Here is a 26,034-nt window from a genome sequence, read left to right on the forward strand (position 1 = left end):
ATAGCATACACAACGCACAAGGCAAACGCTTTCGCGCCTGCCAATTGCAGCGCCTACAACATGGCCATGCCGCCGTTCACATGCAAGGTTGTCCCCGTGACATAACCCGCCTCGGGGCTTGCTAGATACAGAACAGCCGCGGCAATTTCGCCCGGATCGCCCATGCGACCGGCAGGAACTTGCCCCAGAATGCCAGCTTTCTGGTCATCGGTCAGCTTGTCGGTCATGGCGGTGGTGATGAAACCGGGCGCCACCGCATTTGCAGTGATTCCTCGGCTGGCAACCTCATAGGCCAGCGATTTGGTCATACCCACCATACCCGCCTTGGACGCGGCATAGTTTGCCTGTCCTGGGTTCCCGGTCGCGCCAACCACGGATGAGATGTTGATGATCCGCCCCCAACGGGCCTTCATCATGCCGCGCATCACGCCTTTGCACAGCTTCATGGTCGAGGTCAGGTTCACGTTGATCACGCTTTGCCAGTCTTCATCCGACATGCGCATGAACAGGTTGTCCCGCGTGATCCCGGCATTGTTGACCAGAATATCGACCGACCCCATTGCCTCGATCGCCTGTTTCGGCAGCGCCTCAACAGCCTCGGCATCGCTCAGGTTGCACGGCAGCACATGAGCGCGTTCGCCCAACTCGTCAGCCAGCGCCTGCAACGGCTCAACACGTGTACCGGACAGACCCACGGTTGCGCCCGCGCCGTGCAAAGCACGCGCGATGTCACCACCGATACCGCCTGACGCGCCGGTGACCAGAGCATTCTTTCCTGTCAAATCAAACATGTAAAACTTCCTCGTTGCACACCCTGTCGGGTGTCATCCCTGTTATTGACCTGCGCCCAGCGCCGCTTGAACATCATCCGGCGATCCCACGGCCTGACATGCAACCGCCCGGTCGATCTTGCGGATCATCCCCGACAAAGCCTTGCCCGCTCCGATCTCCCAGACGCTATCGACCCCTTGGGCCACCATGTACTGCACACTTTCGCGCCAGCGGACCGAGCCGGTGACTTGCTCAACCAGCAGCGACCGGATCTGATCCGGGTCGGTGACTGCTTCGGCCCGTACATTTGCCACCAGCGGCACTGCAGGTGCATTGATTTCAACGCCGGCCAAAGCCTCGGCCATCACATCAGCGGCGGGCTGCATCAGCGCGCAATGGAACGGCGCGCTGACGGGCAGCATCACCGCCCGCTTGGCACCTTTTTCCTTGGCGATCACCGCAGCACGTTCCACCGCCGCCTTCGCACCGGACACAACAACCTGAGTGGGATCGTTGTCATTTGCGGCTTGGCACACCTCGCCTTGTGCGGCCTCTTCGGCTACTGCGCGCACCGCGTCCAGATCAAGGCCCAGAACGGCGGCCATCGCGCCCTCACCCACCGGTACGGCAGATTGCATCGCCTGCCCCCGCGTGCGCAGCAGGCGCGCGGTATCCGCCACGGACAACGCACCCGCAGCCGCCAGCGCGGAATATTCGCCCAGCGAATGCCCCGCCACAAAAGCGGCATCCGTAATCGACGCGCCTTCGGCCTCCAATGCGCGCATCGCCGCGATCGAGGTCGCCATCAGCGCCGGTTGTGCGTTCTGGGTCAGCGTCAGATCAGAAATGTCACCCTCCCAGATCAAGGCGCTCAGCTTTTCGCCCAGGGCCTCATCAACCTCATTGAACACGGCTTGGGCCGCCGGATAAGCCTCGGCCAGAGCCTTCCCCATGCCAATGGTCTGGGCGCCCTGCCCCGGAAATACGAACGCGCGTGTCATAGATGCCTCTTGGATGACGTCAGGTTGCCGCGCGGTGTAAACCGACAGGCCGCGCGGCACAAGCATTGCCTGCGCTCTGCATCTGGGCACCGGTTCTGTGCGTTTCTCGCACTTGTGTCCCATGGGCAGCGATTTAGGGTGTAGCGAACTGAATGTCCCGGAGATTTCCCCGATGTCCCTGAGCAATACTTCCTCAAGCTACGGCAGTGTCACCAAGGCCTTTCACTGGCTGACCGCCTTGCTGATCCTAACGGCTTTACCGCTGGGCTGGATCGCCAACGACCTGGCTCATGTCTTGTTTGATCCAACGGTCACACCGACCGAAGCGCAGATTGCGCGCGCGGCCAATCTGTTTTCGCTGCACAAGACTGTAGGGGTAACGGTTTTCTTTGTCGCCCTGGCCCGCATCCTCTGGGCAGTCACGCAAACCAAACCAGGCCTTCTGAATGCGGATAACAAACCCGAAGCCCTTGCTGCCGAAACGGTTCACTGGCTGCTCTATGGCTCTTTGGTTCTGGTCCCTCTGACCGGATGGTTCCACCACGCGGCAAGCGAGGGTTTTGCGCCGATTCTCTGGCCCTTTGGACAGAATTTGCCTTTCGTCCCGAAATCTCTTGGCCTGGCCGAGCTGACCGGTACATTGCACGAGCTTTTGATGTGGGTTCTGGTCGCGTCCCTGGGCCTGCATATTGCCGGTGCGCTCAAGCACCATATTGTCGACAAGGACAGCACTCTGCGTCGCATGTTACCGGGCCGCTCAGACGCACCGCAACCACCGCAACAACATCACAGCCCGGTCCCGGTTGTCGCGGCGCTTGCCGTTTGGGTGGCCGTCCTCACTGGTGGCTGGGCGATGGGAGAGTTCTCGCACGGTCGTCACGATAATGGGGATCACGATCACGGAGACGCACAGCTGGCCGAAGTTCAATCCGATTGGCAGATTCAGGACGGTACTCTGTCGATTACGATTTCGCAATTGGGCAGCCCGGTCACAGGAGCGTTCTCAGATTGGACGGCTGCCATCACCTTTGACGAGCCTGATGCACCCGGACCCGCCGGGTCGGTCGATGTCACCATCGCCATCGCTTCGCTTAGTCTGGGCACCGTGACGGATCAGGCCATGGGGGCAGATTTCTTCGATGCGACCCAGTTTCCAACCGCACAGTTCAAAGCGGATCTGTTCAAGACGGAAACAGGTTACGAAGCCCGCGGTCCGCTGACCATACGTGACAAAACCATGGAAATCGTCCTGCCCTTCTCGCTGGACCTTCAGGATAACACAGCAGCCATGAGTGGCGCATTGGAGTTGAACCGGTTGGAGTTTGACGTCGGGACCTCACAGCCCACCGAAGACTCTTTGGGTTTTGTTGTCACCGTTGGGGTCGAGTTGACGGCCACGCGGACTCAATAAGAAAAAACCGCCAGAGCGTTTGGCTCTGGCGGCTGAATTTCATCCGGTAGAGGCTGGCTTATTCGGCCTTTTGCGCCTCGACCGAGATTTGAACCGTCACTTCGTCACCAACGAACGGCGCAAACTGGCCCAAATCAAACTCGCTGCGCGTCAGTGTGGTTGTCGCGTTGAAACCGGCCCATGGCTTGTTGGCCATCGGGTGGTTGTCGACCTTGTTCAGCGAGGCATCCAAAACAACAGATTTGGTGACACCGTTCATCGTCAGGTCACCCGTGATATTTGCGGTGTCGTCACCGGTCACTTCAATGCCGGTCGAGGTGAAAGTGATCAGGTCACCCTCTTTCGCACCAAAAAAGTCCTCGGACATGAAATGACCTTCACGTGCTTCCCAGCCAGTGAACATGGACATGACTGGCATGGAAACACTCACGCTCGAAGCAGCCGGGTTTTCTTGATCGAACATGATCTCACCTTCAAATCCCGAGAACATCCCGTAGGTGGTCGAAAAACCCAGGTGGTCATAGGAAAACAAAACCTGACTATGACTGGGATCCAAAACGTATTTTTCGGCGCCGGCAAACGCTGTTGTCGCCGATACGGCCAGTGCTGCAGCAATAATGGTGGATTTCATGGTTATCTCCGCGGTGTTAAGTTCGCAAACCTCAAGGCTCGCTCATAACACATTTGTGCCGCCCAAGGGCGGCACTCAAGTTTTTTTGATCAACAGGTTCTGTTCTTTTTTGAACAGAATAAAACTCAGCCGAGGATTGTTACGTTCTGGCTCAGTTGTCCTTTCAGCGCGCGGCTGACATCCGCCGATTGCAGGGGAAGCTTCATCAGCAAGCTGCCATCAACGTCAAACAGTTCGACCTGATCATCCGAGAAACGGGCACCACCCAAAGATTCATAGCTGCGGCGCAGAACGGTTTGCGGACGACCATTCTCGTTCTTTTGCAGGATACGAACCTCACGGCGGATCGGGTCAAAATAGGCGTCAGGACGGGTATCCAGCAATTCTACGGTCAGCAGGCTGACACCGCCAATCAGAAACGCCAGCGATGCGATCAATTTGAACGGCCATACCTCGGCACCCATCACCGAACCTGGCATCAACCACATCGAGAAGGCGATCATGATCAACAGGGCTCCGGCGATCCGAGCCAGTACAAGTCGTGCCTTCCAATTCGGTGTGAAATTGATCAGCAGAGGTACGGATTTTTCATAGACTGCGCTCTGCGCTGTCTTTTCGAAAGTGTTCGTATTCACTACGGCCATTGGTTTGCCCTGTCTTTATCTGTTGCGATGTTCCGGGTGTCCCCGTCTTAATGAACAACCTCGAGGAGAAAAGCGTCAGGAATTGGGCACCCTGGTGGAAATAGCACGGCGTCTCAATGGCATGTAAGGCAGGGCTTGTTCCCACCGCCCAAACGTGTATATGGGGCCATCCTTCGCACAGATGTGAATCGCGCAGCCTCTCGTGGCAGGGTCGCGAAGGACAAAATGGCCCCGCCTTTGAAATGCGCCTTGATATAAACAGGAGTGAACATGCCACTGTATGAGCATGTAATGATCGCGCGTCAGGATCTGTCCAACGCGCAGGCCGAAGGCCTGATCGAACACTTTGGCACCGTACTGTCCGACAATGGCGGCAAACTCGTCGATAGCGAGTATTGGGGTGTCAAGACGATGGCCTACAAGATCAACAAGAACCGCAAGGGTCACTATTCCTTCCTGAAGACCGATGCCCCCTCGGGCGCGGTGCAGGAAATGGAACGACTGATGCGCCTGCATGACGACGTCATGCGTGTTCTGACCATCAAAGTTGACGAGCACACCGAAGGCCCGTCGGTTCAGATGCAAAAGCGTGACGAACGTGGCGACCGCCGCGAGCGCCGTTGATCAACGCCTGACGAAAGGACATAAACCATGGCCGCAAAACCATTTTTCCGCCGTCGCAAAGTTTGCCCGTTCTCGGGTGAAAACGCGCCGAAGATCGACTATAAGGACACTCGTCTGCTGCAGCGCTACATCTCTGAGCGCGGCAAGATCGTTCCCTCGCGTATCACTGCCGTTTCGGCGAAAAAGCAGCGTGAACTGGCCCGTGCCATCAAGCGCGCCCGCTTCCTCGCCCTGCTGCCCTACGCCGTGAAGTAAGGAGAGACTGACATGCAAGTTATCCTTCTGGAACGTGTTGCGAAACTGGGTCAGATGGGCGACGTCGTTGACGTCAAGCCCGGCTACGCCCGCAACTTCCTGCTGCCCCAAGGCAAAGCCCTGAGCGCGTCCGAGTCGAACATCGCCTCGTTCGAAGCCCAAAAGGCTCAGCTTGAAGCACGCAACCTGGAAACCAAGAAAGAAGCTGAAGCGCTGGCTGAAAAGCTGGACGATCAGCAGTTCATCGTGATTCGCTCGGCCTCGGATGCCGGTGCGCTCTATGGCTCTGTCACTCCACGTGACGCCGCAGACGCCGCCACCGAAGCAGGTTTCACCGTCGACAAGAAACAGATCGCCCTGATCGCTCCGATCAAAGAGCTGGGTCTGCACACCGTCGCCGTTCACCTGCACCCCGAAGTTGAAGTTTCGATCAAGCTGAACGTCGCGCGCTCGGAAGAAGAAGCCGAATTGCAAGCTTCGGGCAAATCGATCCAGGAACTGGCCGCAGAAGAAGAAGCTGCAGCCGAGTTCGAGATCGCCGAACTGTTTGACGATATCGGTTCTGCGGCATCGGAAGATGACGAACTGGTCGCCGATGCAGCTCCTGCCGAAGAGGCTGCCGAAGACGAAACCCAAGCCTAACAAGGTATTTGGACGAGCCACTTGAAGGGCCGTGCTGACAACAGCGCGGCCTTTTCCATTTTCAGCTTATACGGGCAAAATTTCGCCAGATTAAATGCCTAGGCTTGCGAGGTAACGGCTGTTCCTTATGATCCGCAAGCAATGACAAAGAGGTTTCAAATGCTCTCGTTCAAACGTCGCGACTTTCTGGCTTTGGCTGCAATTCTTCCGCTCGCAGCCTGCGGCGGAGCTGACAACGCTGTATCGCGTGGAGATACGTTTGATCCACCGCTTTATCCTAACGAAACCCCCGAACTTCGCGCATCAATCAACAGATGGGCCGACCATTATGAACTCCCGCGCGAGCTGGTACACAAGCTCGCCATCCGCGAAAGCACCCACCGTCCCTGGGCTGTAAACCGTCCCTACTATGGCTTGCTTCAAATTCTACCGGCAACGGCTCGCTCAATGGGATACAGCGGAAACGCCAAGGGGTTGTTGGATGCGGACACCAATCTGGAATTCGCGGGCAAGTATCTGCGTGGGGCCTGGCTGCTTTCAGACGGCAATCAGGATCGAGCTATTTTTCTATACGCCAAAGGGTTTTACCCCGAGGCCAAAGCGCGCGGAATGCTTGTCGAAACCGGGCTTCGCTCGAACTAAACGTGGCTTTTTTCTCAGGTTTTGACGAAATGACAGCAACACCGGGGCCAAACCGTTCTTGACCCGACAAAAAATGCGCCTTTCTGTCAAATGAAATTCGAATTAAGATTACAGTATGTGCACCCCTCACTTGCATCCGTATCAGAAGCTGCCCTGACGTAAACATTGGACACCCCTGAATTGGCAAAGTGTCAAAAGATGCATCGCTCTAAAGGTTTGAACGGTGAAACTCATAGACCTGGCTGCGCTCGACCAAGATGAAAAGTCGACCGCAGATATCATAAACGCTGTTTGCCACGAGCTGGGCTTTGACTATGCGTCTTATGCCACGATGAACACCGCCGGAGGCGATGTACAGGGATATGCCAACTATCCCGATGAGTGGAAGATTCACTACGGTAGCCACGGCTACCACAAATTCGACCCCACCATTTATACCTCCATGCTCAGTATTGCACCGGTGGATTGGGGGCGTTTCCAGAAAGATGAAAAGTTTAATGCGGTCTTCCGGGACGCGCATGATTTCGGCATAACATCGCGCGGTCTGACGGTTCCAGTGCGCGGTCCCTACGGCGAATGTGGCTTGCTGAACGTCACCCGGGATTGTTCCGATGCCGAATGGGACAAGTACAAACGGTACGTGATGGGCGACCTTCAAATGGCAGCCGTCAATGCACATGATACTGTCATGCAATCGGGTGTCCTGTCCCGTGCGCTCTATCTTCCTTCCCTGTCCACCCGTGAAAAAGAAATCCTGCAATGGGTTGCTGAAGGCAAGTCACAACAAGATATCGGTGACATCCTTTCGATCTCGCACCGGACTGTCGAGGTTCACATGCGTTCGGGTCGGGAAAAACTTGGCGCTTTGACCACGCCGCAGGCTATTGGCCGGGCAATAGGTCTAGGCTTAATCACGCCAGGTTAACAAAAAAATACAAAAATACGGGAAACCCCCAATAGTCTCATTTCAAATGTTCGTTAATCCTGCTCCTACGGTAACCAATCTGTAGGGGGATGGAAATGATCATCGTTATCGATGGTATCAACCAACACTTATTCACTGACATCTTGGACGAGATGTACCAACTCCGCGCGCGCGTTTTCGGGGATCGCCTGGGCTGGGAAGTCAATATCGAAAACGGGCGCGAACGCGATGCGTTCGACGACCTGCATCCGGCACATGTCGTAAGCATCAACGACGATGGGGACGTCGTTGGGTGCATGCGCCTGTTGCAGACAACCGGGCCACATATGATGGCCGACGTCTTTAACGCGATCCTGGATGGCGAACCGCCGATCCGAAGCGCCCAGGTTTGGGAGGCAACGCGCTTTTGCGTGGACACGAAAAAACTGGGGCGCGGCCGGGGGAAGAACTCGATTTCCTATGTGACCAGCGAGGTCATGATCGGGTCGTTTGAATATGCGATGCAGGCCGGAGTGCTGGATTCGATTGCGGTGATCGATCCGGTCATGAACCGGGTGCTGCAACGATCGGGCAACGCTCCATACGACTATCTTGGCACGGCTAAACCAATGGGCAAAGTCGTGGCCATGGCCGCAATGATGGACTGTTCGGAAGAACGAATCGCTGGCATCCGCGCGTATGCGGGTATTGAACATGACGTCTTCTTGTCCGAAGACGAAGCGCTGGCGCTGTTTGCGCGGTCAAAATCGCCTCTGCCTGCGAACCAAGACCACAAGCCACTCACCGATCTTGAAAGGTATTTTGTGGAGCAGATAAGCGCCTCGACCACCGAAGACGAACGGATGGCCACGCTGAAGCTGATCGAAACTCTAACAGATACATTCTCGCCAGAGCAAAAAGTTGCTCTGCTTGGAACCCCCCGTGCTTTTGCTCATGAGGTCTGACCCCCTCGCCTCATAGAACCAAAAGCCACCCATGCGGAGCCGTCTTCGAGATAAGTCGGCTCCGCAATTTTGTCACTCCGGATCGCCCCGGGAGGAAGAGGTTTATTCCTCTTCCAGTGCCTCAACCGCTTTTTGCAGGTCGTCTTTGCTGACTTCCTTGTCGGCGACCTGGGCCAGTTCAAATACGTAGTCAACGACCTTGTCTTCAAAGATCGGCGCCCGCAACTGCTGCTGCATCTGGGCGTTCTGCTGCACGAACTCAAAGAACTGGCGTTCCTGACCAGGATATTGACGCGCCTGGTTCATGATCGCCTGAGTCATTTCGGCATCGGTAACTTCAACTTCGGCCTTTTGCCCAAGTTCAGCCAGCAACAGCCCCAGACGCACGCGGCGCTCGGCCAGCTTGGTGTGCTCTTCTGTCGGCTCGATCTCACCATGATCGTGGCCTTCCACATCGGGGTTTTCCTCGTGGAACAACTGATGTGCAATCTGCTTGGATTCGGCTTCAACCAGCGACGGCGGCAGGTCGAAGGAAACCTTCTCGTCCAGAACATCCAAGAGACCACGCTTCATTACGGCGCGGGACGCACCGGCATATTCTGCCTCAAGACGTTCCGAGATCTGCTCTTTCAAACCAGCCAGATCCTCGGCGCCAAATTTCTTAGCCAGCTCATCATTGACCTCTGCCGCCACAGGCTCTTTCACCTCTTTGATGGTGCAGGTAAAGACGGCGTCTTTGCCCGCCAGATGCTCGGCACCGTATTCTTCCGGGAAAGTGACGTTGACGTCTTTTTCTTCCTCGGCCTTCACACCGACCAGTTGCTCTTCAAAGCCGGGGATGAAGCTGTTCGAGCCCAGAACCAGCGGATAGTCTTCAGCCGATCCACCTTCAAATTCTTCGCCGTCAACCTTGCCGACAAAGTCAAACACGATCTGGTCGCCGTCCTTGGCCTTTGAGCCCTTGCGGCGCGCTTTGAAATCCTGCGCGGTTTCGGCCAGGTTGTTCAGCGCTTCTTCAATGGCTGCATCGTCTGCTTTGACAACCAGCTTCTCCAGCTCAACCGTGCTCAAGTCAACTTCGGGGATCTCGGGCAGCGCTTCATAGGACATGGCGACCTCGACATCGTCGCCTTCTTTCCAGTCCTCGTTGGTCATCTTGACCTCAGGCTGCAACGCAGGACGCTCGCCGCTGTCCTCGAAATGCTTGTTCATCGCGCCGTCGATGCTTTCCTGCATCGCTTCACCCAGCAGACGCTGGCCAAACTGCTTTTTCAGCAGGGCCATAGGCACCTTGCCTTTGCGGAAACCTTTCATTTCGATTTCCGGCTGCGCCTCGGTCAGTTTCTCGTTAACCTTGTCGTCCAGCTCGGATGCGGTCACAACGATGTTGTAGCCGCGTTTCAGACCTTCGTTCAGCGTCTCGGTAACCTGCATTATGGTAGTCCCCATAGGATTCGGGGCGCGCAACACGGGCGCGCCAGGCAAATTTGACGCCTTCTATTTGCCCAGCCGCGCGCGTGCAAGAGGCAAAGGCGCCATCAGCCCCGGATTTGACCGCCTTGAACCGAAAAATCGCCCCGGATCGACCGTGGCGATAAGGTGTGTCGTTAAACCGGCTCAGAACCTCCAGCGCGCACCCAGAACCCAAGTGTCATTGCTGTCGAACGATGTTCCGTCATCAAAATCGTGATTCCGGTATTTCAGGTATGCATCAGTGTTGATGCTTTGGATTTTCTGAACAACCGCGAAACCCCATGACTCGGTACTGGATCCGCTGCTGTTGAAATCCGAACCATCGTAGTAGTCGATCCCGATCCCCGTCTTCCCCCACGAGACCCAATTGCCTTCATATGAGACCTTGCCATAGAAATAGTCCGGATCGCTCGCACCAGCCCTTTTGTCGTCGCGCGTGCCTGCCGCAACCGTAAATCCAAGCCCGTTGCGCAGCAGAACCGACGCAGACCCGAAAAAGTCTTCCTGGTCCCCGGAATTATCGTCTCGATCGCGAACCGCATAGGCAAGCGCCGCCCCGAACTCCACCCCGTCCCCGAACGTGTTGGAATACGAGACGCGAACGTCGTAATAGGTATCATCATCACTGCTGGACAATATGTTCTGGCCATAGGCAAATCCCGCCGAAAAACCATTGAACTCCGGGGTGTCATAACGCACACGCCCGCGCCGAGCGCCATCAAAGTTACTGCTGGAGTCGCCTATGGTTATCCCGCTCAGAACCCCATTCGCACCACGGTAGAAGAAGGCCGAGTTTTCATCATTGGTAAAGGAATACAGCGCAGTCCCAACGTAGGACAAATCCACTTCGGCAGCGCCATCGGCAGCCATGCTGCCCTGGCCGGCAGAAAACTTGCCATAGCTTCCTTCCAACGCGAAATCCACGTGACGGATGTCAGTGCGCGTCCAACCGCTGAAACTTGTGCCCAACTGGTTCCACTCTGTTGAATTGGGCAGACCCAAGGCCGTTTCGAGCAGAAAAGTAAATTCGTTGCTACCATAAGGTTGCATCAGGCGCAGCCCGACCCTGCTGTTCGAGAGGTCGTTGTCCAAAAGGCGCGTTTCAGTTTGCTGCCCGTCATCGACCGAGATCAGCGCCGGGTGCAACTGGCCGTAAAGCAATACATACCCGCCGCTGTTGTTTTCATATTTCAATTCGGCAGCTGCAGGCGATACCAACCCTGCGACCAACGCGGCCCCAGAAACAGAAATTCGGAAATTGCGTGACATCTTTCATACCTCAAATAAGGGTCCGACCGGTTCGAGTCTGGATACTCACTGGGTAACGAAGCGCTGCGACATACCAGCAAGCCTCTGATCAGAAGTTCTTTTCACTCCGAAAGCAGGAAAGGAGTGAGTCTCATCGTGATATCATAATATGTGTCTATTTGATACCGAAACCTCGGTTCAGCACGCAGAAAATCGCCCGCGCCACGCGGTTATGACGACCTTTGGACCCGCGTCAGTTTTTTTGATCACTCAGTAGGTTACGCAGAACCGCAGGCAATTGCTCAGGTAGGTCTTCAGCAATCAAACCCGGCCCGAACTGTCTTGCGCATTCCTCATGCAACCAAGCTGCGGTTTCTGCCGCGCTTTGGGGCGCAATCCCGCGTGCCAGAAGCCCCGTGATAAACCCCGCCAAAACATCACCCGATCCAGCGGTGGCTAACCAAGGGGCCGCGCGCTCATACATCGCCGCGTTGATCGCGCATCTCCCATCAGGGTCAGCAATGACAGTGTCGGGCCCTTTGAACAGAACAACACACCCCGCCCGTCGCGCCGCTTCACGCGTGGCATCCACCTTGGAATAGGCCGGGCCCACAGTCGGAGCTGATGTCAGCTTTTCGGCAATATCCGGAAACAGGCGCGCAAACTCGCCCCCATGCGGCGTCAGAACACAATTCGGATGCAAGAGGTCGAAAAGCTTGTCTGGATCCTCGCCAAACGCTGTCAAAGCATCTGCGTCCAATACAGTCGCCCGTTGCGCGGCTAAAGCCACCGGCACCAACGCCCGTGCACGATCCAACCCCAAGCCGGGCCCAAGGCAAAGCGCGTTCAAACGCTGGTCCTGCAAGGCCTCCGCCAAACCTTCCGCCCCCTCAACCCGGCGCATCATCAAGGCTGTAATCTGACATGCCACTTCCATCTGCGCCGCAGGCGGTACGCCAAGCGTCACCAACCCTGCTCCGATCCGCAACGCCCCCCGCGCCGCCAACCGCGCCGCCCCGGTCTGGCCGGAACCACCTGACAGGATCAGCGCGTGGCCGTGGGTGTATTTGTGGGCATCATTATCCTTGCGGTCGGCGTGACGCATTCCGAACGACACCGGCCCGTCGATCAATCGCACCAAAGACCGCGCCTCAGCCTTTTGACGTTCATGGTATTCCTTCAACTGGGCGCCGGTCATTTTCTCGCGCGCCGGGTCACTTACATAAGCGACTAATTCATCAGTACTGCGAAATTTCGGGGCCGGCAGACCAATATCAGCGACCCGCACGTTACCACAACGCGCAGGGCCCTCCGCGAGAAAGTGACCGCATTTGGCCTTGTGAAACGTGACCGTCAAATCCGCCTTGCCCGCCACACCGATCGGGCGCCCGCTATCAGCACATAACCCGGATGGCAGGTCCACAGAGACCGCAACAAAAGGGGGATGACGCTTATGCAGATACGAGAGTGAATATGAAATGCTCTCGGGCACCGGCCGCGTCAGGCCCGTCCCAAACAACGCATCCACGTGCAAATCGCACTGCGGCAGCCAGACACCCTCCGGCAAAGGCGCGACAGTACCGATCTCGAGCCAGCGCTCATAGTTCACCCGCGCGTCCGGCGGCAGCTTGTCTGGGTCCCCGTACAGAAAAACCTCCAGCTGCCAACCAAGCTGAAACAAAAGCCGCGCCACGACAAAGCCGTCGCCACCATTGTTCCCAGGGCCGCACAGCACAACTGCGCGAAAGGCATCCCCTTTATCTGGCTCCGAACTTTCCGGGGAAGTTGAGAGGCTGACCCTCGGATCGTTGAACGCGGGCCATTCCTCTAAGATCGCGTCCACCACGCCCTGCCCCGCACGCTCCATCAGCGCCAGCCCGGTGACCTCGCCCGAGTCGATTGCAGCCTGCTCAACCGCGCGCATCTGAGCTGCTGTCAACACTTCCGTCATCTCAACACCACTCGATTCAAAAAACGATTACATTTTAGGCAAGCCGATAAAACTTTAATCGGCAGCTTGATTTCGATGGGCCCTGACCGGGCAGAATCCGCATTCACATTGCTGCCTGATCTTAGACGTGATCACTGCCATCCAGACAACCATTCAAGGTGAGCTGTGATGAAAAAGATTGAGGCGATCATCAAGCCGTTCAAACTGGACGAGGTGAAAGAGGCGCTGCAAGACGTTGGTGTGCAGGGGCTCAGCGTGATCGAGGTCAAGGGGTTTGGCCGTCAGAAAGGCCATACAGAACTCTATCGCGGCGCCGAATACGTAGTGGATTTCCTGCCCAAGGTTAAAATCGAAGTTGTGCTGGACGATGATCAGGTTGATGCCGCCATCGATGCCATCGTATCGGCCGCCAAAACAGACAAGATCGGCGACGGCAAGATTTTTGTCTCACCCGTAGAACAAGCCATCCGCATTCGTACCGGTGAAACCGGCTCGGACGCGTTGTAATCGACTAATCTCCAATCAGAGGAATAGAGAGAATGAGCAAGGACGCAGTTCTTCAGCTGATCCGTGATGAAGACGCAGAATATGTCGACATCCGCTTCACCGACCCGCGCGGTAAGCTTCAGCACGTAACCATCATGTCTGACCAGGTTGACGAGGACTTCCTGGAAGAAGGCTTTATGTTTGACGGCTCGTCCATTGCCGGCTGGAAGTCGATTGAAGCATCCGACATGAAACTGATGCCCGACACCGAAAGCGCCTATGTCGATCCGTTCTATGCGGAAAAGACCATCTGCCTGCACTGCTCGGTTGTCGAGCCCGACACCGGCGAAGCTTATGAGCGTGACCCGCGCGGCACCGCCGAAAAGGCCGAAGCCTACCTGAAATCCTCGGGCATCGGCGACGTAGCCTATTTCGGCCCCGAAGCTGAGTTCTTCCTGTTCGACGATGTGCGTTTCTCGAACAGTATCAACAAAGTATCTTACGAAGTTGATGCAACCGACGCGTCCTGGAACACCGACACCGAATATGAGATGGGCAACATGGGCCACCGCCCTGGTGTCAAAGGCGGCTACTTCCCGGTCAACCCTGTAGACGAAGCGCAAGACCTGCGTTCCGAGATGCTGTCGACCATGAAGCGCCTGGGCATGAAGGTCGACAAGCACCACCACGAGGTTGCGTCGTGTCAGCACGAGCTGGGTCTGATCTTTGACAGCCTGACCAAGCAGGCCGACGAGCTGCAGAAATACAAATACGTGATCCACAACGTTGCGCACGCTTATGGCAAATCGGCAACCTTCATGCCGAAGCCCATCGCAGGTGACAACGGCACCGGCATGCACTGCAACATGTCGATCTGGAAAGACGGCAAGCCCTTGTTTGCAGGCGACAAATACGCCGACCTGTCCGACGAGGCGCTGTATTTCATCGGTGGTGTCCTGAAGCACGCCAAGACGCTGAACGCCTTCACCAACCCGTCGACCAACAGCTACAAGCGCCTGATCCCGGGCTTTGAAGCTCCTGTTCTGCGCGCCTATTCGGCTCGTAACCGTTCGGGTTGTGTCCGTATCCCATGGACCGAAAGCCCCAAAGCCAAGCGCGTCGAAGCTCGCTTCCCCGATCCGGCCGCAAACCCATACCTGGCCTTTGCTGCTCTGCTGATGGCCGGTCTGGACGGCATCAAGAACAAGATCGATCCGGGCGAAGCCATGGACAAGAACCTGTACGATCTGCCTGCCGAAGAACTGGCCGACATCCCGACCGTTTGTGGCAGCCTGCGCGAAGCTCTGGAAGCTCTGGCCTCGGACCACGACTTCCTGCTGCAGGGCGACGTGTTCACCAAAGACCAGATCGACGGTTACATCGAACTGAAGATGGAAGAGGTCGAAACCTACGAGCATACTCCGCACCCTGTTGAGTACGGCATGTACTACAGCTGCTAATCCTTTTTTGGATTTGAAATGCAAGGGCGTCCCAATGGGGCGCCCTTATTCGTTCGCCCCCGGTTTGACCACATCATGCTGATCCCTCACTATGGTCTGGCATAGTCAGATCGGAGCCCGCAAATGCCCCCTGAGCCTTCGCCCTTCGCCCCCTATTCCGATTTCATCACATCCACCGATGAGCTCGAAGCACTGGCCGGTCATCCGCTGCCGCAGATCGTCGCCAAAGAGATCCCAGCGCTGGACCAGATGTGCCGCGACTTCATTGCAGCTTCGGGGTTTTGTCTGATCGCAACCACCAACCCGGATGGCTATGTCGATATTTCGCCCCGCGGCGACCCGCCTGGATTTGTGCATGTCATCTCGGACCAGCTGATCGCAATCCCGGATCGGCCCGGCAACAAACGGATGGACACGTTCCACAACATCCTGCGCGATCCGCGTGCCGGGGTGATTTTTTTGGTTCCGGGCAAAATGGAAACGCTGCGCCTGCGCGGCACCGCGCGTCTGTGCAAAGACCCGGAGCTGCTGGCCCAAATGCAAGTCAATGGCAAAGCACCAAAGCTCGCCTTGCTGATCCATGTTCGATCTGTCTTTGCCCATTGTCCAAAATGCGTCATCCGCGCGAATCTCTGGCAGCCTGAAAACTGGCCCGACACGTCCAGCCTGGCGGATATGAATGCCATGATGGTCAAGCACGCGCGGATTCAGTCCACCCCGGATGAGTGGTTCGAAAAGCTCAAAGAAGCAGGAGAGCTTGATCTGTATTGAAGACTGCTTGCGTTTGAACCTGTCCGGCCTAGGCTGACCTTGATGGCCTAGCCTGAAAGGTAAAGACATGCTTCGATTGACCGCCGCGTTCGTTCTGGGGCTCGCCCTGACTTCCGCTGCTGCAGCTGCCCCCTGCGGTAACACCAGCGCGGGTTTCGAGGCCTGGAAAGCAGACTTCGCCAAGACCGCGAAACGCGCTGGTGTCAAACGCAAGGGGCTGCAGGCCCTGGCGCAGACCCAATACGCAACCCGCACCATCGCAGCCGACCGAAACCAGAAAAGCTTTAAATACTCGCTGGACAAGTTCATGCAGGTGCGCGGCGCAGACGCTATCGTGGCCCAAGGCCGCAAACGCAAGGCTCGCGACCCCGAATTCTACGCTGCCCTAGAGCGCCAATTTGGCGTCCCTTCAGGTGTGCTGATCGCCATTCACGGAATGGAAACAGGCTTTGGAAATTTCATGGGTGACAGCCCCGTCGTGTCATCAATCACGACGCTGGCCTATGATTGTCGCCGATCCGAGTTTTTTATTCCCCATGCCATTGGGGCCCTGAAACTGGTTGACCAAGGTAGCATCACCATGGCCACAAAAGGGGCAAAACATGGCGAGTTGGGACACACGCAGTTCCTGCCCGGCAACGCCCTTACCTATGGTATCGACGCCACCGGAGATCGCGAAGTTGACTTCTACAATATGACCGATGCGCTGGCCTCAACAGCTAATTTCCTTCGCAAGAAAGGCTGGAAACCCGGTCGAGGCTATCAGCAAGGAGAGCCGAATTTTGCAGTGATCAAACAGTGGAATGCAGCGTCTGTCTATCAGCAGTCAATTGCGATTATTGCGTGGCGAATCGATAACTAACACCCACATCCCGAAAAGGGTGGACAAGCCCCGTCTTGCCATCTTTTGGACACAACAATTTAATGAAATCCAATGTTTCTTGGTTTCCAATGCGTAACCAATCCCTGATATTTCTCGATTTTTTCTTAAAGCGCCAAATTTTGCCCAAGTTCGCTCCTTATGGTTGCTGGTGAAAACGACCACTGCGGCGGAAAGAGGAAAAGTCTGTGACCTCAAAACACGACTATCACGGCGGCGTTCAATTTGACGGTGAAGCTAAGGATGCGCTGACACATTTCAGTGACATCGTTGCCGCAACGCTTGAGGACTATGGCTACCAGGTGGAACGCAAGGCGCAGCTGAGCGAGACCGAAGCCAGCATCGTGTCCAGCCAATACCTTGTGCGGCTGACGCTTGACTCGCTCCCGCAACATGCTGACCCCCGCTACCAACGCATGGACAATGCAGCCGGGTTGAAGACGCTTGAGCGTCAAAAGAGCAAACAGCCCGAGAACCGGCTCGCGCTGACTGTTACTCCGGTTTCGGCGATTTTGGACGACACTGAAGTCTCGGAACTGATGTTGGTCGTGATGCTCTACCGGATGATCGATATCTGTTCGACCCGTCGCATCGAATGGTTGTCGGAAAAGACCGTCTTAACAGCCGAGCAGTTCCTCAGCGCATTCGACTCATTCGCACCACGCAGGCTGCGCGACAAGAAGCAGATTTTTGATGTGATCAGCGGCCCGTTTGCGGGTTTGAACATGGCAAACCATGAAGCCGATGTGGTGGCTTTTGCCGAACCAACTGCACGCCCGATCCAGCTGACAGATGACCAATTGCTCAGCATCGCCTTTCGCACTGAACCCGTCGATGGCGAGGGATCCGAGCAAGTCTTGGTAACCTGTGCGCCCGAGGAGCAACCCAGCGATATTCTGCGCCTGTCCAGCTGGGGCATGACCGGTGCGATTGCAAGCGTCTCGGCCCCGATTGCATTGTCCCTGGCGGCGGTCAATCTGATCCGTGGTGAGGATTTCCGTCTGAACACGCAAGTCGTCGCTCTTACAGTGGCTCTTTTCGGGCTGAACACCAGTGGCGCCATTGCCGGAGTGACTTCTGCTATCGGCTTTTGAACGAGACAACCCTAAGACCCTCCTAGGAAGGCCCCGTCATTTGGCGGGGTTTTCCATTTTGGGCAGGGTTTGAGCGTCCAGGACATAGGTGTGGATCGAAAAAACCACTGCGCGGGTTCTTGGCAAACGGAGTAGAACCTGCCGTTCGCTGCGCAGAAACCGAGCAGAGCCCCGATCCGTGATCTCGCGTGGATCGTTCACGCTGCGTGGCTGGTACAACTCAGCGTCGTGATACCAGAGGGCATTGAAGCGCCATAACGGGCGGCCGGGCTGGATACCATCGAACAGCCGTTGGACTCGGCGGGCGATATTGGCGTCATAGGGATCAACTCGATCATGAATGCCGATCAAAGGGCGCATGAACTTCTCGGACAAGCACCAACTGGCCGGAAAGCATAGAATGGCTCCGGTCAGAACGTGTTCGTCACCCTGTTTCTGCAAGATACACAGATCTTCCTGCACCAGATGGCACAGCGTCTCTAGTGGCTTGGCGCGATCAATCCTGACCCGAACACCGTCCTGGCGCAGCGCATGATCCCCTGCATCAGGGTAATGTAGCGCCAGAGCCATTTCCAAAAGCTCTTGCGCGGGTTCAAATGCCTGCGCGTCCAACGCCAGAACATCCTTGCGATGATCTCGCAAAACCTCGGCCCTACGGCGCATTTGCGCATCAAAGGCATCATCCCGACGCAGCCAATCATCTGCGTCAGCAGCGCCGATACCGGGGAGTGCGGTTTCAGTCAGCGGGTCATAGGGTATGGAGCTCTGCAAGATCGTAGTCATGCGCCCGCACTAGCAGCCTCACCCGGAAATGTCGGTAAAAAAGCGACGTCGGAACGGTCGCAAACAACTGCGACCTGCAAAATTGCACCTTGCACAGTCATCTGGCAAGGATGGAGGCCCTAAGTGAACGTTCCATATCGCGACACGCGCAAGATTGACCCGACCAAAGGGGCAGCTCTGGGCGACGGCACACCAAATGACAATGACCGGATCGAGATCGGACCGACGCAGCTGGCGTTTTCTGAATGGGCCGCAGCCGGGCTTGAGCTGCCAAACCTGGAAACCATGCGCAAATATCGCTGGCAGCGCCTGACACAGGCCATTGTCGACCGAGGCTATGGTGGATTGCTGATCTTTGATCCGCTCAATATCCGCTATGCCACCGACAGCACCAATATGCAGCTGTGGAACACGCATAATCCGTTTCGCGCCGTTCTGCTTTGTGCTGATGGGTATATGGTGATCTGGGACTATAAGAATTCGCCCTTTCTGTCCAAGTTCAACCCGCTGGTGCGCGAGCAGCGCTCGGGCGCGGACTTGTTCTATTTTGACCGTGGCGACAAGGTCGATGTTGCGGCTGATGTGTTCTCGAACGAGGTGCGCGTGCTGATCGACGAACATGGCGGCGGCAATAAACGCCTGGCGGTCGACAAGATCATGCTGCACGGCCTGCGCGCACTAGAGGCGCAGGGCTTTGAGATCATGGAAGGCGAGGAGCTGACGGAAAGGACCCGCGCCGTCAAAGGCCCGGACGAGATTCTGGCGATGCGCTGCGCCAGCCATGCCTGCGAAACCGCCGTGGCCGAAATGGAAAGTTTCGCCCGTGCGAATGTGGGGGATGGCAAAACCTCGGAAGATGACATCTGGGCCGTTCTACACGCCGAGAATATCAAGCGCGGAGGCGAATGGATCGAGACCCGCCTGCTGGCCTCGGGGCAGCGTACCAACCCATGGTTTCAGGAATGCGGCCCCCGGATCACACAGCAAAACGAGATCATTGCCTTTGATACCGACCTCATTGGATCATACGGCATATGTGTTGATATCTCACGCACCTGGTGGATCGGCGACCAAAAGCCTCGCCCCGACATGATCTATGCGATGCAGCACGCGCATGAGCACATCATGACCAACATGGAAATGCTGAAACCCGGTGTGATGATCCCCGAACTGACTGCGAACAGCCATCGTTTGGACGACAAGTTTCAAGCGCAGAAATACGGCTGCCTGATGCACGGCGTTGGCCTGTGTGACGAATGGCCCCTGGTCGCCTACCCTGACAAGGCGGTAGCCGGTTCATATGACTATCCGCTTGACCCCGGTATGGTATTGTGCGTCGAGGCAGCAGTGGGTGAGGTTGGCGGCGACTTCTCGATCAAGCTGGAAGATCAGGTCCTGATCACCGAAGACGGTTATGAGAACCTGACCAAATACCCGTTCGATGCGCAACTGATGGACACCGCTTAAAAACTATTCGCTCTGCCCCCAACCTGACCTTCTGACATTGCCATGCCAGTCCTCATGCGTCGTCGCGGCGTTCTGGCCGGCCATATCACGTGGCCAGTTCTGCCCTAAGGCAAATCCAGCTGCTCCGGTCAGAAAAACCGCAAAGACAAGGCTTGGCTGAATGATGGGTTTGTGCGGGACACAAGGTGCGTGTGCCATTTTGGCCTCCGTTCGTGACTTATCTGTAAGCCCAATGTGGTTGCCGCCGAGAAATAATGAAAATGAATGTTTAATCGGAATTGAATCACAAAATGTGATATATTGATCCAATGCTCCGCTGAACGGTTGGATCATTCGAGACAAAGTTTCAGTCCCTCACCTTACCGTTACGGTTCTGACATAGGGGTTGAGCCGCTCCCCGTCAGCACCCAGTATGGTTCCGCCTCCAAACACCAAGGATTCCCTATGCCAACGGAACGCGTAACTTTTGCCGGACATGACGGCAGCCGACTTGCGGCCCGGTTAGACCTGCCGGATGGGCCTGTCTTGGCCACTGCCCTGTTTGCCCATTGTTTTACATGCTCAAAGGATATCCCGGCGGCGCGGCGCATTTCGGCGCGTCTTGCAGCCATGGGAATTGCCATCTTGCGGTTCGACTTCACCGGGCTGGGGCATTCTGAAGGGGAGTTTGCGAATACGACCTTCACATCGAACGTCCAGGACCTGACTGCAGCAGCTCAGTATCTGGCGGGGCGGAATATGGCACCTGCGCTGTTGATTGGTCATTCGCTTGGTGGGGCTGCGGTTTTACGGGCCCGTGCATCAATCGAGTCGGTCAAGGCCGTTGTGACATTGGGCGCCCCGGCGGATCCCGGCCATGTCTCGCACCATTTCGAGGCCGCCCTCCCGGAAATCGAAAAGGATGGCAGTGCCGCAGTATCGCTCGGTGGTCGACCTTTCCGCATAGGCAAGGCCTTTGTCGACGATATCTCGGAAACCGCGCTAACGCCTGCGATTGCCAATCTGAACGCAGCGCTTCTGATCCTGCATGCGCCGTTGGACTCCACGGTCAGCATCGACAATGCCAGCAGTATCTTCATGGCTGCTAAACATCCCAAAAGCTTTGTGACGCTGGATGACGCAGACCATTTGATCACGCGCATCGAAGACGCGAATTACGCAGCAGATGTGATCACCGCCTGGGTGTCACGCTATGTTAAGCTAAGCCCTCCCGCCCCACCGATCGGCGCGCCTGAGGGTGTTGTGCGCGTGACCGAAGCCGATCCCAGCGGATTTCTGCAGGACATCCAGTCCGGTCCCCACCATCACGCCATAGCTGACGAGCCGGTGTCCTACGGAGGCACGGACCGAGGCATGTCGCCCTATGGCTTTGTATCCTCGGGCTTAGGCGCCTGCACGTCGATGACCATCCGCATGTATGCACGGCGTAAGCGCTGGCCGCTGACCAGTGTCAGTGTGGATGTGTGTCACAACAAGGTACACGCACAGGACGCCGGTCTCGCCATCAACGAAGGCAAAGTGGACGTCTTTCGCCGCAAGATCCGATTGCAAGGTCCGCTGGACGATGCACAACGGGCCAAATTGATGGAGATCGCGGACAGATGTCCGGTACATCGCACCCTGGAAGGGACAGTTCAGATCACGACCGAACTATTGCCCACTGAATAGGTCTGCGCCACGGGCCCACCCCGCAGCGCAGTCAGAACTATCTGCGCGGGCCAGGCCGGTGGATTGGCGGTCGCGCTGTGGGTGGGCGCGCAACTGGCGGGCGCGGTCGGGCCGGAGGCTTAGCGACAGGCGGTTTGGGACGCGCGGGCGGTTTCCCGGCAGGTGGGTTTGGTCTGGACGGTGGTTTGCCCGCAGGCGGATTGGGCCTGACTGGTCGATCAACATCGATATCCACATCGACATCGCGACGGTAATAGTCGTTCCAAAGCATCGAATCGTAGAACGGATCATAGCCGTAGCCGACGCCAAACCCGACAGCGACACCATCGCAACCAGACAGAGCAAACGCCGAACCTCCCAGCCCCAGAGCCAGCACCGTTCGCTTAAGGATCGAATACGCCATTTGCTGCCCTCCTATCGCAGTGACCGGAAGGATTCGAACACGGCGTTCAAATCCTCAACATAGCCCGCATCGGCGCTGTCACGAAGGATGGCAACGCCAACAGCCACACGGTCGCGCGGAAGGTCGATCACGGTCGCGGTAAAGTTCACACCTCGCCCATCGCGCCGCCCGGTGCCGCGGATGATTTGAGCCGGCAATCCGCCAATGCGCTGACGCGTGTTGCTGCTCACCTGCGGGTCCTTGACCAGGAACTTGTCGATATCGCGCAGGTATTGGATCCCCCCATCGATCGTCGAAACACCTTCGGGCGAAATGAACCCGATCCAAGCCGCATCATCGGTTACAGGCCGCATGCCCATGACCCGGGACACGCTGCGCGGGTCATTGCCGCTGGTGTCTTCAATCTCGCGTGGGCCACCGACCCGAAGCGCCCAGAAGTCAGGGACAATGAACTGGAACAACGGCGCGCCACCATCTGTATAGGTGACGGGAGTATCTGCGCTGGCAGGTACAGCGCTGCCCAGCAAAAGCGCAGTAAAAGCCCCAAGGGCGGAATTCTTAAGAAAGCGCATATCTTAATAACCTGATGATTTCTCTGCCATCAGATTGGACGCGTATGCCCCTGTTTGTCCAGCCTGCAAACACGGGGCACAAAAAACCCGCGACCGGAGATACCGACCGCGGGCTCTTGTCGAAATCCAGGGAAATCAGGTACGCGCGTTGCCGACCAGTTTCCAGACCGCCGGGATCAGCAGCGCCGCCAGAGCCAGCTTGATCGCATCACCCAGCAGGAACGGTGTCAGACCCCATTCCAAGATCGGTTTGTCCCAGCCGAACAATTGGCCCAGCCACAGCAGGCCCGGCACATAGATCAGCACGTTGGCCAAAACCAGCGCCAGCGCCAGTTTGCCGACCGAGCGGTCCCAGCCGCGCGCGGCCAAGGCACCCAGCGCCAGTGTCGCCAGCACATAGCCGACCAGATAGCCGCCGGTGCCGCCCATCATGTAGGTCAGGCCGTTTTTCTCGGCTGTCGAGCCTGCGAACACGTCAAAGCCCAACGCGCCAACCAGCAGATAGCCCAGCATGGTAACCAGCCCAAGACGTGCGCCATAAGCGGTGCCGATGGTCAATACCGCAAAGGTCCCCATTGTGATCGGAACCGGCCACATCGGAACTTTGATCTTGGCGGCAACGGCCAGAGCAACAATGCCCAAGGCAACCAGTACAACCTGTTTGACGCGCAGCGCTGTCCCCTCGCGCGGGCCAATTGCATTGGCCAATACGTTCGCATTCATTTCGTTTTCTCCACTTGCGGATCTCTTTGCACATGCAGCAATGCCTGTTCCGGCCCCCTGCTGCAAGATGATTACGCTATCGTCGCGTAAATTCGGTCTCCATTTCATAGGATTTTCGCGGGCCCGACACGGTCCAGCGGACGCTCCAGCGCGGCCATCCTGTGAAATCGTATTCTGCATCATAGCTGTCAGGGGGGCAATCGTGATGATCCTTCTCGTGGGGTCGACCCAATGTCAGCGCGTGGAAATAGCGATCATCGTCGAAATAGATGGCAATCCCGCCCTCGGCTGCGCGCCAAAAATAGCGCCGCGTTCCGGTCATTTCAGGTTGTCCGGGAATGCGCAGCGTGACCGTCTCATTATAGATCAACCCGCCTGATCCGGGGCGCAACTCAGCCTCACCATCGGCCTGCACCACCTGCCCGGCCCGCTCATCGCGGATCAGTCGCGTCAGTGCCCAACGCCCTTCGAAATCGGTCAATCCTGTGGGCAGGTTCACTCGGAATACGTCCCGTCTGTAATGCCGCCCGCATCATCCACAAATCGGATTACGTCGCCTTTTTGCTGTACGTCATAGCACGCCCACAGGTCCAACGGTGGCCAGATCGAGCAATATTGATCCCCCCGCACAGCCCAGCGCCCGGTGCTTGGACCACCCGAGAAATAATTCGTCACCATAGACGGCTCAAACACCTGCCAGACCCCCTGCCCGTAGTCGAGCTTTTGGCCCGACAAGGCGGTCAGAATTTCATCGCCCGACAAGGTATTGAACGTATCAGCCGCCGCAATACCCGGCCAGATCAACAAAATCAGGGCAAACCGTCTCATCCCGCCACTCGTGCCTTGTTCCCTTGGACCAGCACGGCTAAACCCCGCGCCAACGCCTCATCCCAATCACAAAAAGGGTCTGCCGCCAATGATTCCCCGCTATTCCCGTCCTGACATGGTCGCTATCTGGTCGCCCGAAACCAAATTCCGCATCTGGTACGAGATCGAAGCCCATGCCTGCGATGCCATGGCTGATCTGGGTGTGATCCCGCGCGAAAACGCGCAAGCCGTATGGAAAGCCAAGGACGTAGAATTTGACGTGGCGCGGATAGATGAGATCGAGGCGGTCACCAAACATGACGTCATCGCCTTCCTGACCCATCTGGCAGAACATGTTGGCAGTGAAGAAGCGCGCTTTGTTCACCAGGGCATGACCTCATCCGACGTGCTGGACACTTGCCTGAACGTGCAGCTGACCCGCGCCGCGGATCTGTTGATTGCCGATCTCGAAGGTCTGCTCGCCGCGCTCAAGCGTCGTGCGATGGAGCACAAGAACACAGTCCGCATCGGTCGCAGCCACGGCATCCACGCGGAACCCACCACCATGGGCCTGACCTTTGCGCGGTTCTATGCCGAGATGGACCGCAACCTGTCACGGATGCGCGATGCGCGCGCCGAGATTGCGACGGGTGCGATCAGCGGTGCGGTTGGCACATTCGCCAATATCGACCCCCGCGTCGAAGAACATGTGTGCGATCAACTGGGCCTGGTGCCCGAGCCGATCAGCACGCAGGTTATCCCGCGCGACCGCCACGCCGCTTTCTTTGCCACGCTTGGAGTAATCGCCAGCAGCATCGAAAACATCGCCATCGAAATCCGCCACATGCAGCGCACCGAAGTGTTGGAAGGGGCCGAGTTCTTTTCGATGGGCCAGAAAGGCTCATCCGCGATGCCGCATAAGAAAAACCCGGTTCTGACAGAAAACCTGACCGGCCTGGCCCGCATGGTGCGTGCGGCGGTGATTCCGGCAATGGAAAATGTGGCGCTGTGGCACGAGCGCGATATCTCGCATTCTTCGGTCGAACGCATGATCGGGCCCGACGCCACGATCACTCTGGATTTCGCGCTGGCCCGTCTGACCGGCGTGATCGACAAGATGTTGATCTTCCCCGAGAACATGATCGAAAACATGAACAAGTTCCCCGGCCTGGTCATGAGCCAGCGGGTGCTTCTGGCGCTGACCCAGGCCGGTGTCAGCCGCGAGGATGCCTATGCCATGGTACAGCGCAACGCGCTGAAGGTTTGGGAACACCGCACTGATTTTAAAGAGGAGCTTCTGGCCGACCCGGACGTCACCGCAGCACTCAACCCGGATGAGATCGAAGAGAAATTCGACCTCGGGTATCACACCAAACATGTCGATACGATTTTCGCCCGCGTGTTTGGCGAAGATTAATTTCTGGCCAGTTTTTGCCGAAGGCCCGGGTTGCACGGCGCAATCCGGGCCTTCTTTTTTGGAAGGCTGGCGAATTTGTGATAGGATCACTGCGTAGTCTTTGGAAAGGACACCACCATGATCCGGACAACCATCTGCGCTGTGGCGCTTGTTTTTGCAGCAACTGCAAGCTTCGCCTGCAATGGGCACTCAAAGCAGACACAGTCTTGCGCTGAAGGGACCGTTTGGGATTCAGACAGCCATAGCTGCACCAAAATCACTGCTTGAGAATTTTCTTCTCCAATTTGTGAATAAAATTGGCACCAGCGTTGTTCGCTTTTTACAAGGCAACGCTATGCTTT

General features: G+C 56.9%; 29 protein-coding genes. 15 read left to right on the forward strand and 14 right to left on the reverse strand.

Features of this window, described 5'->3' with window-relative positions:
- Positions 1 to 53 precede the first annotated feature (53 nt).
- Entirely contained in the window at positions 54 to 791 is a 738-nt protein-coding gene (fabG, locus tag GOW40_RS09985; RefSeq protein ID WP_171130089.1) for a 3-oxoacyl-[acyl-carrier-protein] reductase, read from the reverse strand.
- 42 nt (positions 792 to 833) lie between these two features.
- Positions 834 to 1,772, reverse strand: coding sequence for an ACP S-malonyltransferase (fabD, locus tag GOW40_RS09990; protein ID WP_171130091.1), 939 nt, complete (start codon positions 1,770 to 1,772; stop codon positions 834 to 836).
- Positions 1,773 to 1,944: 172 nt separating this feature from the next.
- On the opposite strand from fabD, the gene GOW40_RS09995 reads away from it, so the two are divergent.
- Positions 1,945 to 3,183 carry a cytochrome b/b6 domain-containing protein gene (locus GOW40_RS09995; protein WP_171136422.1) on the forward strand — a complete coding sequence of 413 codons (1,239 nt, stop codon included), beginning with the start codon at positions 1,945 to 1,947 and terminating at the stop codon, positions 3,181 to 3,183.
- A gap of 58 nt (positions 3,184 to 3,241) precedes the next feature.
- Here the strand turns inward: GOW40_RS09995 and GOW40_RS10000 are convergent, their stop codons facing one another.
- Both GOW40_RS10000 and GOW40_RS10005 read right to left on the reverse strand, forming a co-directional pair.
- Complete coding sequence (locus GOW40_RS10000) at positions 3,242 to 3,814, reverse strand: YceI family protein (RefSeq protein WP_171099762.1); 573 nt, start codon at positions 3,812 to 3,814, stop codon at positions 3,242 to 3,244.
- A gap of 125 nt (positions 3,815 to 3,939) precedes the next feature.
- Positions 3,940 to 4,458, reverse strand: a complete 519-nt coding sequence (locus GOW40_RS10005) for a hypothetical protein (RefSeq protein ID WP_171130095.1) — start codon at positions 4,456 to 4,458, stop codon at positions 3,940 to 3,942.
- A 270-nt stretch (positions 4,459 to 4,728) separates the two neighbouring features.
- Between GOW40_RS10005 and rpsF the strand changes: the two genes are divergently transcribed.
- From rpsF to GOW40_RS10035, 6 genes are all read left to right on the forward strand, one after another.
- Positions 4,729 to 5,082: a 30S ribosomal protein S6 gene (gene rpsF, locus GOW40_RS10010; RefSeq protein WP_171130097.1), complete on the forward strand. Its 354-nt coding sequence runs from the start codon at positions 4,729 to 4,731 to the stop codon at positions 5,080 to 5,082.
- Positions 5,083 to 5,109: 27 nt separating this feature from the next.
- Positions 5,110 to 5,337 carry a 30S ribosomal protein S18 gene (rpsR, locus tag GOW40_RS10015; RefSeq protein WP_005608650.1) on the forward strand — a complete coding sequence of 76 codons (228 nt, stop codon included), beginning with the start codon at positions 5,110 to 5,112 and terminating at the stop codon, positions 5,335 to 5,337.
- A gap of 12 nt (positions 5,338 to 5,349) precedes the next feature.
- Positions 5,350 to 5,979, forward strand: coding sequence for a 50S ribosomal protein L9 (rplI, locus tag GOW40_RS10020; protein WP_171099767.1), 630 nt, complete (start codon positions 5,350 to 5,352; stop codon positions 5,977 to 5,979).
- 159 nt (positions 5,980 to 6,138) lie between these two features.
- Positions 6,139 to 6,621, forward strand: a complete 483-nt coding sequence (locus GOW40_RS10025; RefSeq protein WP_171100148.1) for a lytic transglycosylase domain-containing protein — start codon at positions 6,139 to 6,141, stop codon at positions 6,619 to 6,621.
- 223 nt (positions 6,622 to 6,844) lie between these two features.
- Positions 6,845 to 7,546 (forward strand): LuxR family transcriptional regulator, encoded by a 702-nt coding sequence (locus GOW40_RS10030; protein ID WP_171130099.1) that lies wholly within the window; start codon positions 6,845 to 6,847, stop codon positions 7,544 to 7,546.
- Between the two features lie 95 nt (positions 7,547 to 7,641).
- Positions 7,642 to 8,490, forward strand: a complete 849-nt coding sequence (locus GOW40_RS10035; protein ID WP_171130102.1) for an acyl-homoserine-lactone synthase — start codon at positions 7,642 to 7,644, stop codon at positions 8,488 to 8,490.
- A gap of 102 nt (positions 8,491 to 8,592) precedes the next feature.
- Here the strand turns inward: GOW40_RS10035 and tig are convergent, their stop codons facing one another.
- From tig to GOW40_RS10050, 3 genes are all read right to left on the reverse strand, one after another.
- Positions 8,593 to 9,924 (reverse strand): trigger factor, encoded by a 1,332-nt coding sequence (gene tig, locus GOW40_RS10040; RefSeq protein WP_171130104.1) that lies wholly within the window; start codon positions 9,922 to 9,924, stop codon positions 8,593 to 8,595.
- A gap of 183 nt (positions 9,925 to 10,107) precedes the next feature.
- Positions 10,108 to 11,232, reverse strand: coding sequence for a porin (locus GOW40_RS10045; RefSeq protein WP_171130106.1), 1,125 nt, complete (start codon positions 11,230 to 11,232; stop codon positions 10,108 to 10,110).
- A gap of 232 nt (positions 11,233 to 11,464) precedes the next feature.
- On the reverse strand, positions 11,465 to 13,162 hold the full coding sequence (locus GOW40_RS10050) for an NAD(P)H-hydrate dehydratase (RefSeq protein WP_171130108.1): 1,698 nt from the start codon (positions 13,160 to 13,162) through the stop codon (positions 11,465 to 11,467).
- 168 nt (positions 13,163 to 13,330) lie between these two features.
- Between GOW40_RS10050 and GOW40_RS10055 the strand changes: the two genes are divergently transcribed.
- The 5 genes from GOW40_RS10055 (at position 13,331) to GOW40_RS10075 (ending at position 17,853) form a co-directional block, all read left to right on the forward strand.
- Positions 13,331 to 13,669, forward strand: coding sequence for a P-II family nitrogen regulator (locus tag GOW40_RS10055; RefSeq protein WP_171099777.1), 339 nt, complete (start codon positions 13,331 to 13,333; stop codon positions 13,667 to 13,669).
- Positions 13,670 to 13,701: 32 nt separating this feature from the next.
- The gene (glnA, locus tag GOW40_RS10060; RefSeq protein ID WP_171130110.1) at positions 13,702 to 15,108 is read left to right on the forward strand and encodes a type I glutamate--ammonia ligase; all 1,407 of its coding nucleotides are present in this window, start codon (positions 13,702 to 13,704) and stop codon (positions 15,106 to 15,108) included.
- Positions 15,109 to 15,231: 123 nt separating this feature from the next.
- Positions 15,232 to 15,879, forward strand: coding sequence for an MSMEG_1061 family FMN-dependent PPOX-type flavoprotein (locus GOW40_RS10065; RefSeq protein WP_171130113.1), 648 nt, complete (start codon positions 15,232 to 15,234; stop codon positions 15,877 to 15,879).
- Positions 15,880 to 15,946: 67 nt separating this feature from the next.
- Positions 15,947 to 16,741, forward strand: a complete 795-nt coding sequence (locus GOW40_RS10070; protein WP_171130115.1) for a lytic transglycosylase domain-containing protein — start codon at positions 15,947 to 15,949, stop codon at positions 16,739 to 16,741.
- Between the two features lie 206 nt (positions 16,742 to 16,947).
- On the forward strand, positions 16,948 to 17,853 hold the full coding sequence (locus tag GOW40_RS10075; RefSeq protein WP_254430420.1) for a hypothetical protein: 906 nt from the start codon (positions 16,948 to 16,950) through the stop codon (positions 17,851 to 17,853).
- A gap of 36 nt (positions 17,854 to 17,889) precedes the next feature.
- Here the strand turns inward: GOW40_RS10075 and GOW40_RS10080 are convergent, their stop codons facing one another.
- The gene (locus GOW40_RS10080; RefSeq protein ID WP_171130117.1) at positions 17,890 to 18,636 is read right to left on the reverse strand and encodes a DUF3445 domain-containing protein; all 747 of its coding nucleotides are present in this window, start codon (positions 18,634 to 18,636) and stop codon (positions 17,890 to 17,892) included.
- Positions 18,637 to 18,759: 123 nt separating this feature from the next.
- Here GOW40_RS10080 and dddP point away from each other — a divergent pair, with 123 nt between their 5' ends.
- A complete protein-coding gene (dddP, locus tag GOW40_RS10085; RefSeq protein ID WP_171130119.1) occupies positions 18,760 to 20,103 on the forward strand; it encodes a dimethylsulfonioproprionate lyase DddP in 1,344 nt (447 codons plus the stop codon).
- 3 nt (positions 20,104 to 20,106) lie between these two features.
- Here dddP and GOW40_RS10090 read toward each other — a convergent pair whose 3' ends face one another.
- Positions 20,107 to 20,301, reverse strand: coding sequence for a hypothetical protein (locus tag GOW40_RS10090; protein WP_171130121.1), 195 nt, complete (start codon positions 20,299 to 20,301; stop codon positions 20,107 to 20,109).
- Positions 20,302 to 20,547: 246 nt separating this feature from the next.
- Between GOW40_RS10090 and GOW40_RS10095 the strand changes: the two genes are divergently transcribed.
- The gene (locus GOW40_RS10095) at positions 20,548 to 21,771 is read left to right on the forward strand and encodes a bifunctional alpha/beta hydrolase/OsmC family protein (protein ID WP_171130123.1); all 1,224 of its coding nucleotides are present in this window, start codon (positions 20,548 to 20,550) and stop codon (positions 21,769 to 21,771) included.
- A gap of 37 nt (positions 21,772 to 21,808) precedes the next feature.
- On the opposite strand, the gene GOW40_RS10100 is transcribed toward GOW40_RS10095, so the two are convergent.
- From GOW40_RS10100 to GOW40_RS10120, 5 genes are all read right to left on the reverse strand, one after another.
- Positions 21,809 to 22,174 carry a hypothetical protein gene (locus GOW40_RS10100; RefSeq protein WP_171099794.1) on the reverse strand — a complete coding sequence of 122 codons (366 nt, stop codon included), beginning with the start codon at positions 22,172 to 22,174 and terminating at the stop codon, positions 21,809 to 21,811.
- An 11-nt stretch (positions 22,175 to 22,185) separates the two neighbouring features.
- The gene (locus GOW40_RS10105; RefSeq protein WP_171130125.1) at positions 22,186 to 22,746 is read right to left on the reverse strand and encodes a hypothetical protein; all 561 of its coding nucleotides are present in this window, start codon (positions 22,744 to 22,746) and stop codon (positions 22,186 to 22,188) included.
- A 135-nt stretch (positions 22,747 to 22,881) separates the two neighbouring features.
- A complete protein-coding gene (locus GOW40_RS10110) occupies positions 22,882 to 23,469 on the reverse strand; it encodes a biotin transporter BioY (protein ID WP_171099798.1) in 588 nt (195 codons plus the stop codon).
- A gap of 76 nt (positions 23,470 to 23,545) precedes the next feature.
- Positions 23,546 to 23,968, reverse strand: coding sequence for a DUF6314 family protein (locus GOW40_RS10115; RefSeq protein ID WP_171130127.1), 423 nt, complete (start codon positions 23,966 to 23,968; stop codon positions 23,546 to 23,548).
- The gene (locus GOW40_RS10120; RefSeq protein WP_171130129.1) at positions 23,965 to 24,297 is read right to left on the reverse strand and encodes a hypothetical protein; all 333 of its coding nucleotides are present in this window, start codon (positions 24,295 to 24,297) and stop codon (positions 23,965 to 23,967) included. The genes GOW40_RS10115 and GOW40_RS10120 overlap by 4 nt, the downstream gene beginning before the upstream one ends.
- Before the next feature lie 88 nt (positions 24,298 to 24,385).
- On the opposite strand from GOW40_RS10120, the gene purB reads away from it, so the two are divergent.
- A complete protein-coding gene (purB, locus tag GOW40_RS10125; protein WP_171130131.1) occupies positions 24,386 to 25,693 on the forward strand; it encodes an adenylosuccinate lyase in 1,308 nt (435 codons plus the stop codon).
- Positions 25,694 to 26,034 lie beyond the last annotated feature (341 nt).

This window comes from Ruegeria sp. HKCCA6707, assembly GCF_013033515.1.
In the GTDB taxonomy this organism is placed as follows: Bacteria; Pseudomonadota; Alphaproteobacteria; order Rhodobacterales; family Rhodobacteraceae; genus Ruegeria.

Coding starts and splice junctions, on each gene's coding strand:
- fabG (WP_171130089.1), bottom strand. CDS start 791: ATGTTTGATTTGACAGGAAAGAATGCTCTGGTCACCGGCGCGTCAGGC.
- rpsF (WP_171130097.1), top strand. CDS start 4,729: ATGCCACTGTATGAGCATGTAATGATCGCGCGTCAGGATCTGTCCAAC.
- GOW40_RS09995 (WP_171136422.1), top strand. CDS start 1,945: ATGTCCCTGAGCAATACTTCCTCAAGCTACGGCAGTGTCACCAAGGCC.
- GOW40_RS10095 (WP_171130123.1), top strand. CDS start 20,548: ATGCCAACGGAACGCGTAACTTTTGCCGGACATGACGGCAGCCGACTT.
- tig (WP_171130104.1), bottom strand. CDS start 9,924: ATGCAGGTTACCGAGACGCTGAACGAAGGTCTGAAACGCGGCTACAAC.
- GOW40_RS10000 (WP_171099762.1), bottom strand. CDS start 3,814: ATGAAATCCACCATTATTGCTGCAGCACTGGCCGTATCGGCGACAACA.
- GOW40_RS10065 (WP_171130113.1), top strand. CDS start 15,232: ATGCCCCCTGAGCCTTCGCCCTTCGCCCCCTATTCCGATTTCATCACA.
- GOW40_RS10090 (WP_171130121.1), bottom strand. CDS start 20,301: ATGGCACACGCACCTTGTGTCCCGCACAAACCCATCATTCAGCCAAGC.
- purB (WP_171130131.1), top strand. CDS start 24,386: ATGATTCCCCGCTATTCCCGTCCTGACATGGTCGCTATCTGGTCGCCC.
- GOW40_RS10055 (WP_171099777.1), top strand. CDS start 13,331: ATGAAAAAGATTGAGGCGATCATCAAGCCGTTCAAACTGGACGAGGTG.
- GOW40_RS10005 (WP_171130095.1), bottom strand. CDS start 4,458: ATGGCCGTAGTGAATACGAACACTTTCGAAAAGACAGCGCAGAGCGCA.
- glnA (WP_171130110.1), top strand. CDS start 13,702: ATGAGCAAGGACGCAGTTCTTCAGCTGATCCGTGATGAAGACGCAGAA.
- GOW40_RS10120 (WP_171130129.1), bottom strand. CDS start 24,297: ATGAGACGGTTTGCCCTGATTTTGTTGATCTGGCCGGGTATTGCGGCG.
- GOW40_RS10045 (WP_171130106.1), bottom strand. CDS start 11,232: ATGTCACGCAATTTCCGAATTTCTGTTTCTGGGGCCGCGTTGGTCGCA.
- GOW40_RS10080 (WP_171130117.1), bottom strand. CDS start 18,636: ATGACTACGATCTTGCAGAGCTCCATACCCTATGACCCGCTGACTGAA.
- GOW40_RS10100 (WP_171099794.1), bottom strand. CDS start 22,174: ATGGCGTATTCGATCCTTAAGCGAACGGTGCTGGCTCTGGGGCTGGGA.
- GOW40_RS10070 (WP_171130115.1), top strand. CDS start 15,947: ATGCTTCGATTGACCGCCGCGTTCGTTCTGGGGCTCGCCCTGACTTCC.
- rpsR (WP_005608650.1), top strand. CDS start 5,110: ATGGCCGCAAAACCATTTTTCCGCCGTCGCAAAGTTTGCCCGTTCTCG.
- GOW40_RS10105 (WP_171130125.1), bottom strand. CDS start 22,746: ATGCGCTTTCTTAAGAATTCCGCCCTTGGGGCTTTTACTGCGCTTTTG.
- GOW40_RS10035 (WP_171130102.1), top strand. CDS start 7,642: ATGATCATCGTTATCGATGGTATCAACCAACACTTATTCACTGACATC.
- GOW40_RS10025 (WP_171100148.1), top strand. CDS start 6,139: ATGCTCTCGTTCAAACGTCGCGACTTTCTGGCTTTGGCTGCAATTCTT.
- GOW40_RS10110 (WP_171099798.1), bottom strand. CDS start 23,469: ATGAATGCGAACGTATTGGCCAATGCAATTGGCCCGCGCGAGGGGACA.
- rplI (WP_171099767.1), top strand. CDS start 5,350: ATGCAAGTTATCCTTCTGGAACGTGTTGCGAAACTGGGTCAGATGGGC.
- GOW40_RS10050 (WP_171130108.1), bottom strand. CDS start 13,162: ATGACGGAAGTGTTGACAGCAGCTCAGATGCGCGCGGTTGAGCAGGCT.
- fabD (WP_171130091.1), bottom strand. CDS start 1,772: ATGACACGCGCGTTCGTATTTCCGGGGCAGGGCGCCCAGACCATTGGC.